Annotated in this window: 8 protein-coding genes and 1 tRNA gene; 2 read left to right on the top strand and 7 right to left on the bottom strand. The window is 61.7% G+C overall.

Annotated elements, in window-relative coordinates:
* Positions 1–425: 425 nt before the first annotated feature.
* From BGP00_RS00375 to BGP00_RS00400, 6 genes are all read right to left on the bottom strand, one after another.
* Positions 426–1,649: an integrase arm-type DNA-binding domain-containing protein gene (locus BGP00_RS00375; protein WP_292692550.1), complete on the bottom strand. Its 1,224-nt coding sequence runs from the start codon at positions 1,647–1,649 to the stop codon at positions 426–428.
* A 187-nt stretch (positions 1,650–1,836) separates the two neighbouring features.
* Positions 1,837–1,911, bottom strand: a tRNA-Thr gene (locus BGP00_RS00380).
* Between the two features lie 40 nt (positions 1,912–1,951).
* Positions 1,952–2,821: a hypothetical protein gene (locus BGP00_RS00385; protein WP_292692553.1), complete on the bottom strand. Its 870-nt coding sequence runs from the start codon at positions 2,819–2,821 to the stop codon at positions 1,952–1,954.
* Positions 2,818–4,143 carry a replication-associated recombination protein A gene (locus BGP00_RS00390; protein ID WP_292692555.1) on the bottom strand — a complete coding sequence of 442 codons (1,326 nt, stop codon included), beginning with the start codon at positions 4,141–4,143 and terminating at the stop codon, positions 2,818–2,820. Before BGP00_RS00390 ends, BGP00_RS00385 begins: the two co-directional genes overlap by 4 nt.
* Positions 4,144–4,433: 290 nt before the next feature.
* Positions 4,434–5,606 carry a glycosyltransferase family 1 protein gene (locus BGP00_RS00395; RefSeq protein ID WP_246869968.1) on the bottom strand — a complete coding sequence of 391 codons (1,173 nt, stop codon included), beginning with the start codon at positions 5,604–5,606 and terminating at the stop codon, positions 4,434–4,436.
* A 252-nt stretch (positions 5,607–5,858) separates the two neighbouring features.
* Positions 5,859–6,299, bottom strand: coding sequence for a hypothetical protein (locus tag BGP00_RS00400; protein ID WP_168602316.1), 441 nt, complete (start codon positions 6,297–6,299; stop codon positions 5,859–5,861).
* 797 nt (positions 6,300–7,096) lie between these two features.
* Between BGP00_RS00400 and BGP00_RS00405 the strand changes: the two genes are divergently transcribed.
* The gene (locus BGP00_RS00405) at positions 7,097–7,495 is read left to right on the top strand and encodes a hypothetical protein (RefSeq protein WP_292692560.1); all 399 of its coding nucleotides are present in this window, start codon (positions 7,097–7,099) and stop codon (positions 7,493–7,495) included.
* 167 nt (positions 7,496–7,662) lie between these two features.
* On the opposite strand, the gene typA is transcribed toward BGP00_RS00405, so the two are convergent.
* Positions 7,663–9,489, bottom strand: coding sequence for a translational GTPase TypA (gene typA / locus BGP00_RS00410; protein WP_274174009.1), 1,827 nt, complete (start codon positions 9,487–9,489; stop codon positions 7,663–7,665).
* A 335-nt stretch (positions 9,490–9,824) separates the two neighbouring features.
* Between typA and BGP00_RS00415 the strand changes: the two genes are divergently transcribed.
* Positions 9,825–12,500 (top strand): TonB-dependent receptor, encoded by a 2,676-nt coding sequence (locus tag BGP00_RS00415; RefSeq protein ID WP_292692566.1) that lies wholly within the window; start codon positions 9,825–9,827, stop codon positions 12,498–12,500.
* Positions 12,501–12,560 lie beyond the last annotated feature (60 nt).

A 12,560-nucleotide genomic window follows, 5' to 3' on the forward strand; every position in this document is an offset into this window, starting at 1 on the left:
GACAGCCGCATTAAAGGCCGGACACATGGCCGCACCGACCACCAAGTGCACACGCTCACCAAACCCCTTGCCAACGGAGAGCCGTCCACACATGGGCGTGAGAGGGGAGCTGCCTTTTTGATGAGCTTCGGCGCCCAAGCCTGGATTTCATAAGTGACACTGCGGTCGCCACTTCAAACTTGATACATATTGACACATGGCTTCTGTTATTGACGTTGCCGTCGTGAGGTAGCAGGCTTCCCACATCGGCGGCGAGTTCTTTCGGGTAAGCGCAGAACCATGCGCCCCTCAGCCTTCATCGGCTGGCCGCCGAACCATCATCCTTTCTGTTGACGGGGACGCTCCCCCACAACGTGCTCAACGTGGCAGGAGACGTTCCCCCACGTTGGTTTCGTCAGTTTTGTCAGTTACCCCCAAGGGCGTTTTTACCCCGCTGCGCGATCAGGAAAGGCCAACATGTCAGCCCTCTTGCGCAACGTATCCAGATAATCACTCCACCATTGCGCCATTTCCACGCGCTCTTGCCAATGTGCGCCACGATGATAGGCGGCGCGCACGCTGTCTCTGTCGGAATGAGCAAGGGCGCGTTCAATGGCGTCGGGCGACCAATTGCCGCTTTCGTTGAGAAGAGTTGACGCCATCGAGCGGAAACCATGCCCGGTCATGTCATCTTTGGAATAGCCTAGCCGCCGCAAACCGGCGTTGATCGTGTTTTCGCTCATCGGGCGGGCGTTGGTGCGAACGGATGGGAAAACATAGCCCTTCGCGCCGGTAAGGCCCGCCGCCTCGCGCAGCAGCGCCACCGCCTGCCGGGACAAGGGGATTTGATGGGGCTTGCGCATTTTCATCTTTTCGGCAGGGATGATCCAGATTGCCTTGTCCAGATCGATTTCGCTCCATTCTGCCTGCCGCAATTCGCCGGGGCGCACGAAAACATGCGGAGCCAATTGCATGGCCAGCCGCGTTAAGCCGCCGCCTTCATAGCCATCAATGGCGCGTAGCAGTTTGCCAGCGCCTTCGGCATCGGTAATCGCCGCGTAATGCTTGACCTTTGGCGTGGTGATGGCACCGCGCAGATCGCGGGTTGGGTCGGATGTTAGGCGGGCGGTGGCCACGGCATAGCGAAAGATGCGGCTGGCCAATTGCAGCAGGCGGTTTGCCGTCTCGTGTTTGCCCTGTTTCTCAAAGACGCGCAGCACGGCCAGAACGTCCGAGGCGGTGATGTCGCCAATGGGTAAGCGGCCAAGGGCAGGGGCGAGGCGTGAGAGGTAATAGTCCGCCTTGCCGCTGGTGCTGTCTGAAAGCCCCTCGCGCTTGCGCTTTTCGAGATATTCGGCGCCGATTTCAGCAAAGGTGTTTGCCGCTGCAACTTTGGCGCGATGCTTGGCTTGCTGCTTGTCGCGGGCCGGATCAATGCCAGTTGCCAGCGCTTCCTTCGCCTTGTCTCGTTCTTTGCGCGCGTTGGCCAAGCTGATTTCGGGCCATCCGCCCAGCGATAGCAATTTCTCTTTGCCGTTTACCCGGAATTTGACGCGCCAAAGCTTTCCGCCTGCCGGGGTCACATAGAGAAAAAGGCCGCCCGCATCGCCCAGCTTATAGGGTTTATCCTTTGGCTTGGCATTGCGGATTGCGACATCGGTTAGCGCCATGACTGATTCCCCATTCTGGCTGGTGGGGGTATCTTGAGAGGGGGTATATCGAAATGCCCCCAGATGTACCCCCAAAGCAAAGTGGCTGGCTGCGAACGCGGTTGAACGCCTCCGGCCCCTTATGGGGTGAATATGGCTGATTTCTGGGGTTTGTCCAGACGGGAATGAACGTCTGTGAATGGTCCAATGGTGCCGGATGAGGGGATCGAACCCCCGACCTTCGGTTTACAAAACCGCTGCACTACCGCTGTGCTAATCCGGCCCATGACATGCGCCGCCTTGGGCGCGACAGCCCCATAGCCTTAAAGCGCGCCGAAGGTCCAGCCCTCGGTTTGCGCAATTTTGTCATTCATTATCGCGGGGCGCCACAATTCCCCGCGATGGGCATGGCCGCGCAGCCATGCCGCCGTGATCAGGGCGTCGGCGGCGTGGTCGGAGATCATGTCCGGTATGGCACCCGGCCGACAGCCCAGCGCAGCCAGCGCCTGCTCCAGCGCAGCGCCATCGCGGATCTTGCTGGCGCGGGCGCGGCGCCCGGCGGCGATGGCGGCGATGGTGGTATAGATTTCGACCACCACCTTGCCTCCCGCCGCCGCCGCATCCATCGGCCAGACGGCTATATCGCGCGGCAGGCGGTGCAGCAGGCGCATACCCGAAAGCGATCCCTTGCCCACCTGCGCTGCGCCCACGAGGTTGAAATTGCTGGTCGGGCTGCACCCCATCACGGCCTGAGCGGCCTCGGTCACGCGGAAGCGCCCGCGCCCACCGCCGAACAGATCGCCCTCCCGCCCCGCATGACGGCGGAAATGGCGGGCGATTTCGGGGTGGTCGACAAAGCCGGATACGCCCAGATGCGGATCATCGGCGCAGAATGCCTCCACCATCGCCCAAAGACTGCGCGCATCGGGCGGGCTGTCGGCCCAGCCGGGAAAGAAGGCCCCCGCATCGGCAAAGGGCAGTGACTGGCCCAGATCAAAGCCGAAGATCGTTTGCGGCGGCGTCTCATCGACCAGCCATTCCAGCACCTCGCCCCGCGACCAGACATGGCCGGGGCGGACCAGATGGGGCGCATCATCCTCGGCCGCCATCATCGCCACGGCAATGCCGCGATGGCGCTCTCCGGCCGCGCCGGACCAGTCGATGGCGGCAAAATGGGTGAAGCGCGGCGTCACCCGCCCCGCTCACGCCTCTTGCGCTCCCACCATTCCAGACGCTTGAGGATCTCGCGCTCGAAACCGCGCTCGACCGGGCGGTAGAATTGCTGGGGCGCCATGCCTTCGGGCCAGTAATTCGCGCCGGAAAAGGCGTCGGGCGCGTCATGGTCATAGGCGTAATCCGCGCCATAGCCGATGTCCTTCATCAGCTTGGTCGGCGCGTTCAGGATATTGGCTGGCGGCATCAGCGACCCTGTGGCGCGGGCCGAGGCGGCCGCCTCTTTCCAGCCCTTGTAGGCCGCATTCGATTTGGGCGCGCTGGCCAGATAAAGGCACGCCTGTGCGATGGCCAGTTCGCCTTCCGGGCTGCCCAGAAATTCAAAGGCATCCTTGGCGGCAAGGCATTGCTGCAGCGCCATCGGATCGGCCAGACCGATGTCTTCCGAAGCCATGCGGACAAGGCGGCGAAGCAGATACATCGGATCCTCACCCGCCGTCAGCATCCGCGCCAGATAATAAAGCGCGGCCTGCGGATCGGACCCGCGCACAGATTTATGCAGCGCGGAAATCAGATTGTAATGGCCGTCGCGGTCCTTGTCATAAACGGCCACGCGGCGTTGCAGGAATTGCCCCAATTCAGCCTGATCAAGCGGGGCGGCAATCTGCGCGTTGTAAAGCGTTTCGGCCTGACCCAGCAGGAAGCGGCCATCGCCATCCGCGCTGGCGATCAGCGCCTCGCGCGCAGGCGGCGTCAGGGGCAGGGGTACACCCTCGGCCTCCTCGGCGCGGGCCAGCAGATGGGCCAGCGCCTCGGGCGAGAGGCGGTGCAGGATCAATACCTGCGCGCGGCTGAGCAAAGCGGCGTTGAGGGCGAAGGAAGGGTTCTCCGTCGTCGCGCCCACCAGCGTCACCACGCCCTGTTCGACATAGGGCAGGAAGCCGTCCTGCTGCGCCCGGTTGAAACGATGGATCTCGTCCACAAACAGCAGCGTGCGCCGCCCGGACAGCGCCAGCGCGCCCTCGGCCTCGGCAAACATGCGTTTGAGATCCGCCACGCCGGAAAACACCGCGCTGATCGCCGCGTAACGCATGCCCACGGCGGCGGCCAGCAGGCGCGCGATGCTGGTCTTGCCGGTGCCGGGCGGGCCCCACAGGATCATGCTCGACAGGCTGCCCGCCACCACCATCCGCCCGATCGCGCCATTGGGGCCTGTCAGATGCTCCTGCCCGATCACCTCGCTCAATTCGGTCGGGCGCAGGCGTTCGGCCAAGGGAATCGCGCCCGCCGGAATGGCGCGGGGTGTTGGCGCGGGTTCGTCGGCGGCGAAAAGGTCGGGCATGGGGGGGTATGTAGGGAGGAATGAGGGGAAAAGGAAGGTTTGCCCTAGGCAGGTGGAGGAAGATGCCTCCGGCGGGCAAAGGGCGGGGGCCCTTTGCAATCCCGTTATGGGGTGGTGGGTGGTTTGCGGCGTGGTGCAGATGGGATGATGATAAAAGCCTGCGGCGCAAGCAAATGGGCGCCGCAGGCTTTAAAATTTCAAACGCCGCGTCCGACACCAAACGTCGAACCTTTGGCGCAAACGCAGACAGTAACGGGAGCGCGAGGGTCTAGACCCTCGCATCATCCTTCTTACTTCCCAACCCTAGCCTTCTGCCGGATCAACCGCAGATAAGTATCCGCGACAGACTGATTGATCCGATCCCACGAGAAATCCCGGCTGCGCGCCTCGCCTGCCGCGCCATGGGCGGCGCGTAGGGCAGCGTCCTCGATATAGCCGCGCACGGCTTGGGCAAAGGCGTGGACATGGCCGGGGCGGATCAGGCGACCGGAATGGCCGTTGTCGACAAGGCTTTCCGACCCGGTCGCTTCGGCGCAGACCACCGGCAGCGAGCAGGCCATGGCCTCGAGCGTGACATTGCCGAAGGTTTCGGTGATCGAGGGGAAGAACAGGATGTCCATGCTGGCCACCGCGCGGCCAAGGTCGGTCCCGGCCTGATAACCGGCAAAAACGGCGTTGGACGGCAGGCGGTTTTCGAACCATTCGCGCGCCGGTCCGTCGCCCACGATCAGCACCCGGTGCGGCACGCCGCGCGCCACCAGTTGGTCAATGGTGTCGGCAAAGACATCGAGCCCCTTTTCCATGACGAGGCGGCTGAACAGGCCCACGACTACTTCGTGATCCTCGATGCCAAGGCTGCGCCGCCATGCCATGTCGCGGCGCGATGCGTCGAAGATATGGCGGTCAACGCCCCGGCTCCACAGCGAGATGTCGTAATTCATCCGCTGTTCGCGCAGCACCTGCGCCATGGATTCCGAAGGCGCCACCAGCCCGTCGCAGCGGCGATAGAACCGGCGCAGAATGGCCGTCAGGATCGGTTCGACCCAGGCCAGGTTGTAATAGCGCGGATAGGTGTCAAAGCGCGTGTGAACGCTGCCCAGTACGGGCAGGCCGCGCGCGCGCGCCCATGTCACGGCGCGGTGGGCCGAAGGGTCGGGGCTGGAGACATGCACGATATTGGGGGCAAAAGCCTCAAGATCGCGGCGCACCGCGCGGGGCAGGCCGGTGGCCACCCGATATTCGGCGCGGCCGGGAATGGCAAAGCTGGGCAGGCTGATCAGATCGCCTGCCGGTTCGAAAGCGGGCGCATCGACGGTGGGCGAATAGACGCGCACCTGCGCGCCCTGCGCCAGAAGATAGGCGACCAGACGGTTGAGCGCCTTGTTCGCGCCATCGGTGACCATGTTGTAATTGCCGCTGAACAGGGCAACGCGCAGATCACTGGTTTTGGAAGGGAGTGTCATCGAGCGCGCCATAGCGAAGCCTGTACCTTTTGGCGAGAGGCTGCGCGGTGTGGGACAAAAACGGGCGGCCCTAAACAAAAAGGGCGCATGACGGGCGACCATCCCGAAGGAGGCCGAGGATGCCCGTCATGCGCCCCCAAGGTTTACCCCGCCATGCTGCAGAGGATTGCCGGCGAGGTTCTGGGAGAGGATGTCTGGCGGGATGCCGGTTGCGTAAGGGGAAGGTCAGCACCCCGCCAATTCGGTCAGATGTTACCAGCCGCGACGGCCTTCGTAATAGCCGCGGGGGCCTTCATAATAGCCGCGCCGACCGTAATCGTCGCAGGGGCGGCCATCGCGATAGTAGCGGTTGCCGTGATGGTCCCAATAGTAACCATCGCGCCAGGCCCAGCTGCGGTCCACCACATAGACGGGGGCGGGCGCATAGGCCGGGGCATAGGCCACCGGCGGGGGCGCGTAAACCGGCGCATAGACCGGGCGGCGCTGACGGTCGGAGGCAATTGCGGCACCCAGAGCCAGCCCGATCACGCCGCCGATAACACCGGCCGCAACCGCATCGCCGCCGCCACGGCGGCCGCCGTAATAACCGCCCCGGCCATAGGGATCGGCCATCGCGGGCGTTGCGGCAAAACTGGCAAAAGCGCTGGCGGCCAGAGCCACCGCAGTGATCGTCTTTTTCGTGAACTGGCGCATGGTACACCTCTTCTGAACTTTGGGCTTCATGGAAGTTTCCGGGAAACTCCGTGTCGCCGTTGATTCGTTTTCTACGCCTGGTTTGCTGAATGGAATCGGGATGCGCTTTGCAGGCATTGTTCAGGAATAGGCGGCCTGTCGGAAATTTCGGGCGGACCAACTGGATCATAAACGGAGGCGATCGAGCTGGGCGCGCAACCGGGCTTGGATTAGCCCCATGCGCTCGATGTTTATGAAGAGGAAGGCGGTGGTTGGATGAGTTTGCCCCTCCGCTGGCCAATGCGGATGGTTGGGCCGGCCGGCTTGGGCAGATCAGGCCGACGCTTGGGGCGCCCCGCAGATACGAGGGGCAGGAGGGCCGCGTGCTCGTGCGAATGGCCGGGTAGCCGCTTTGCTTCACAGCCCGGCACGGCCTTGCGTGGATCGGAGGAGCCGGGACATCCAGGCTCGCGGATGATGCCCCAACCGGCTTGGGGATTTTAGGTCCCGGTCCGCCGATCCATCGGTCAGGCGCTGTGTGGCGTGGTCCACGGCTTGGGTCACATCCCGCACCACTCGCCCACAAACGCCGGCCTGAAACACCGACCCCACCCTTGCGCACAGGCGGGAGCGGATGGGGAGGGGTTTAAATGAGGTGATGGGGTGTAGGAAAGGGGAATTTAGGCAGGTTTTGAAAAGATGCCTCCGGCGGGCAAAGGGCGGGGGCCCTTTGCAATCCTTTTAATTTTGATTGTTGATGTATTGGGTATTAGATATTCTGGGAACATAAACGTAAAGCGGCGAATAGGAAATTCGAGATGTTTGGTTGGCTTAAAAGAAGGCGCGTCATTGAGCTTCGAAAGCTAATCATCCAGAATTTCAAGGCTGCGACGGATGCAGAGATATTGTTCAGTTGCTTGATGAAAGGGGGTGTTGATTTAACAAATTTTTATCAAGGATGGGCAAGGCAAGCGAATGAATTTGCAGAAAAATTCGCCCATTGCGGAGCACTGTCCAGTCGTGAGCTAGAAGCTGGTTTGGCGACTAATAAGGATTTGAGGCGCCTCTACGGTCTCTATGGTAGGAAAGAGCGTGGATCTTTCGATCAAGTTTATCAGCCGCTTGGGGGGTGGGACTTTTATTTTGAAGGGAACGAAAGCGATTTGCATTACATAGAAGCATATTGGACTGCTGTTAGGGAGGCTGAAAAAAAGTAAACCTCCCACTAGGCTAATCTGTTCCGTTTGGCGCACTCAATAATTATCGGGATTGCAAAGGGCCCCCGCCCTTTGCCCGCCGGAGGCCCATTGAATTCCCTTAACCCAAACAAAAAACCGGAGACTTTCGCCCCCGGCTTTCGTGTTTCAAAACCGATCCGAAAGGATCAATCCTTCTTGCGCGAGGCTTTTTTGCGCTCGTTGGGATCGAGGATCGCCTTGCGGATGCGGATGTTCTTGGGGGTGACTTCGACCATTTCGTCTTCGTCGATATAGGCGATGGCCTGTTCCAGCGTCATCACCTTGGGCGGGGTCAGACGCACGGCGTCGTCCTTGCCGCTGGCGCGGAAGTTGGTGAGGGCCTTCGACTTCATCGGGTTGACTTCGAGGTCTTCGGGCTTGGCGTTTTCGCCGATGATCATGCCTTCATACAGCGCTTCGCCCACGCCCACGAACAGGATGCCGCGTTCTTCGAGCGGGCCCAGAGCATAGGCATTGGCTTCACCGGCGCCGTTCGAGATCAGCACGCCGTTCTTGCGGCCTTCGATCTTGCCCTTGTAGGGGCCATACTTGTCGAACAGGCGGTTCATGATGCCCGTGCCGCGCGTGTCGGACAGGAATTCGCCGTGATAGCCGATCAGCCCGCGCGAGGGCGCGACGAAGCTGATGCGGGTCTTGCCGCCGCCCGAGGGGCGCATGTCGGTCATTTCGGCCTTACGGTTGGCCATCTTTTCGACGACGGTGCCGGCAAATTCCTCGTCTACGTCGATCAGAACGGTTTCGTAGGGTTCGGTGCGGTTGCCGTTTTCATCGGTGCCGAACAGCACGCGCGGGCGGCTGATGCCCAGTTCGAAGCCTTCGCGGCGCATGGTTTCGATCAGCACGCCGAGCTGAAGTTCGCCGCGACCGGCGACTTCGAAGCTGTCCTTGTCGGCCGATTCGGTGATCTTGATGGCCACGTTCGATTCGGCTTCGCGCTCCAGACGGTCGCGGATCATGCGGCTCGTCACCTTGGTGCCTTCGCGGCCGGCCATGGGCGAGTCGTTCACCGCAAAGCGCATCGACAGGGTCGGCGGATCGATCGGCTGGGCCTTGATCGGTTCGCGCACCGTGGTGTCGGCGATGGTGTTGGCCACCGTGGCCACCGACAGACCGGCAAGGCTGATGATGTCGCCGGCGCGGGCTTCTTCAACCGGCACACGGTCCAGACCCTGGAACGAGAGGATCTTGGAGGCGCGACCGGTTTCGATCACATTGCCGTCCATATCCAGCGCGTGGATCGGCTGGTTGACCTTGACCGTGCCCGAGGTGACGCGGCCCGTCAGCACGCGGCCGAGGAAGTTGTCGCGGTCGAGCAGGGTGACGAGGAAGGTGAAGGGTGCGTCAACGTCGAGCGCCGGCGGCGGCACGTGATCGACGATGAGCTGGAACATGGGTTCGAGCGTGCCTTCGCGACGGTTCATGTCATCGCTGGCATAGCCATTGCGGCCCGAGGCATAAAGAACAGGGAAATCAAGCTGTTCGTCATTGGCGTCGAGCGAGACGAAGAGGTCGAACACTTCGTCCAGCACTTCCTGAATACGCTCGTCGGGACGGTCAACCTTGTTGACGACGACGATGGGCTTGAGGCCCAGCGCCAGCGCCTTGCCGGTCACGAACTTGGTCTGCGGCATCGCGCCTTCCGAGCTGTCGACCAGCAGGATCACGCCGTCGACCATCGAGAGGATGCGCTCCACCTCGCCGCCGAAGTCGGCGTGGCCGGGGGTATCGACGATGTTGATGCGGGTGCCGTTCCACTCGATCGAGGTGGGCTTCGCAAGGATGGTGATCCCGCGTTCCTTTTCCAGATCGTTGCTGTCCATCGCGCGTTCTTCGACGCGCTGGTTGTCGCGGAACGTGCCGGACTGGCGGAAGAGCTGGTCGACCAGCGTGGTCTTGCCATGGTCAACGTGGGCGATAATCGCGATATTGCGAAGCGGAAGCGGGCCGGACATCAAAAAGGCTTTCTGCAACAGCGGGCGGCAAGGCCCGTTTTGGGGGTGGCGCTTTGGTTGCGCCGCAACATGCGCGCGCCCCTAGCTTACGCAGCGGCTTTGGGCAAGACTCGACAAGAGGGATGCTGTCGGAAGGCTATTGTCCACTTATGGGAATTTTGCGGCGGTCTTTGCGTTTTTGATAAGAATTTGTGGGATAAACCGAGGCATGGATCGTTAAAGGATTGAGCCTCATGCCGACAAGGCATAACACAGGGCACGATAAAAAGGAAACCGGGGGTACGACAGGCGGGGGGCTTGTTGGCATGCCGGTTCGTGGGAAGGATGAGGTTTTCATGAACCAGACATCTGCATTGCGCGTGCAGGGGGCCTTGCCCGCGCGTAAAGCAAAAACGCCGGTCTCGTTTTCCTCGCGCCGCCGCATGGCGCTGGCGGCGGGCGGGGCCGGGTTCGCTATGGCTCTGGCCGCTCCGGCCATGGCCGCCGACGACCAGGTCAACAATGAGATCGTCGTCACCGCCACCAAGCGCGAGCAGACCTTGCAGCAGGTGCCTGTGGCCGTGACGGTCACCACGGCCGATGTCATCAACCGCGCCAAGATCCGCGACATCAAGGATCTGACCAGCGTGGTGCCATCACTGCGCGTGTCGGAACACCAGTCGAGCGCGCAGACCGATTTCCTGATCCGCGGCTTTGGCAATGGCGCCAACAACGCCGGGATCGAGCCCAGCGTGGGCGTCTTCATCGACGGTGTCTATCGTTCGCGCAGCGCGGCCCAGATCGCCGATTTTCCCGATGTAAAGCGTGTCGAGGTGCTGCGCGGCCCGCAATCGACGCTGTTTGGCAAGAATGCCAGCGCGGGCGTCGTCTCGATCTCCACGATGGAGCCGCAGTTCAAGCCGGGCGGCAGCGCCGAGGTTTCCTATGGCAATTACAATGCCCTGGTGGTCAAGGGCATGTATACAACGCCTTTGAGCGACACGGTGGCTGTGAGCGTTGCGGGCGGATACAATCGCCGCGATGGCTTTGTCCACGATGGCGCCACGGGCGGCAACACCAACAATCGCAACCGCTGGTTTGCGCGCGGGCAATTGCTGTGGGTGCCCGACAACGGGCCGCGCGTGCGGATCATCGCCGATTATTCGCAGATCAACGAAACCTGCTGCGCGGTGGTCAACCTGCTCTCGTCCTCGAGCACGGCGGCGATTCAGGCGGTGGGCGGCAAGGTTAATGCGCCCGCCAATCCCTATAGCGATGTCTATAACAATTTCGCCTCGACCAACCGCATCCGCGACTATGGCTTTTCGGCCCAGATTGACCATGAAATCCATGGGGTAAAGCTGACCTCGATCACCGCCTATCGCCACAACACCAATTACAACAATCAGGACAGCGACTTCACCTCCGCCGACCTGTTGGGGCAAAACAGCGCCAATGTGCGCATCAACACCTTTACCCAGGAATTGCGCGCCACCGCCAAGCTGGGCGAGAAGGTGAACCTGTTGCTGGGCGCCTATTATTTCAATGAGAAGATCAACCAGACCGGCGCGCTGCTCTATGGTTCGCAAATGCGCTCCTATGCCGACCTGCTGATTCGCGGCGCCAGCGCCAACACGCTCAACGTCGCTTCGCTGGAGGGTACTTTCGGCACGCTTCAGGGCAATCCGGCCAAATATACCGGTCAGTTCTTCAAACAGGGCACCGGCTTGTCGGAGGCCTATCATCTTGCCAATGAGGCGATCTCGATCTTTGGCCAGATGGACTGGAAGATCGCGCCGCGCGTGACGCTGACGGGCGGGTTGAACTATACCAAGGACAACAAGCATTACGCCACCGGCGTGGTGTCGAGCGATGTGTTTTCCGGCATCGACCTGAACGCGATGCGCGCGGCGGCCACCAATGCGGGCATTTCGCAGACCATCGGCGGCCTGCTTTCCGTGCCGGGCGGCTTTGCCTCTCCGGCCCAGATCGCCGCTTTTGCCGGCGCCAACCCCACCGCCTATAATTCGGTGGTGACGGGCGTGTCCAACCAGACCGCGCAATTGCTGGCGCTGCGGGCGCTGCAATTCATGCCGCCTTTCCTCAATGTGCCCAATGCGGTTGAGCCGGGACGGACCAATGACGGCAACCTGTCCTTCACCGCGCGCGTGGCCTATGAGGCCAGCAAGCATATGAATTTCTATGCCAGCATCGGCACGGGGTTCAAGGCCAGCTCGATCAACCTGTCGCGCGACAGCCGCCCGGCCTTGAGCGACGCCGCCGCGATTGCGGCCAGCGGCCTTGCCACGACCAATCTGCGCTATGGCGGGCGCTTTGCCCGGCCGGAAAAATCCACCGTCTATGAAGTGGGGATGAAGGCCAACTGGTCGGTGGCGACGCTCAATTTTGCCGCCTTCTATCAGTCGATCAAGGATTTCCAGTCGAACATCTTTACCGGCATCGGTTTCGACCTGCTCAATGCGGACAAGGAATCGGTCTATGGTTTCGAGTTTGAAGGATCGGTGCGCCCCACACCCGAACTGACGCTGGCCGCCGCCGTCACCTATCTGGTGCCCAAATATAACCGCTTCACCAATTCCAGCTTTGGCGACATTTCGGGCGTGACGCCTGCGGGCATCGCGCCGCTTTCCACCACCATGTCGGCCACATGGGACAAGCCGATCGGGGGCGAGCAGCACATCATCCTGCGCGGCAACTGGCATTACGAATCGCCGGTGCAGAATCAGGACGGCATGCCCGGTTTCATCACCAAGAACCCGCTGACCGGGGCGATCATTTCCTATCAGACCGGGCTGGACGCGGCGCGCCCGTTCAAGCGTACCGTGTCCGAAGTGGACGCCTCGGCCACATGGCAGCTTTCGAAGAAATTCGAGCTGAGCGTGTGGGGCCGCAATCTGACCGACAATCGCTATATCACGGTGATCTTTGACAGCCCGGCGCAATCGGGTTCGATCTCGGGCTATGTCAACACGCCGCGCACTTTTGGCGTGGCCGCGCTGGCCAAGTTCTGAACGCCAATAAAAGGGGCCGCGACTTTGGACGCAGCCCCTTTTATTGGGCAGACCTATGGG

This window comes from Novosphingobium sp. 63-713 (genome assembly GCF_001898925.1).
Taxonomy (GTDB): Bacteria; Pseudomonadota; Alphaproteobacteria; order Sphingomonadales; family Sphingomonadaceae; genus Novosphingobium.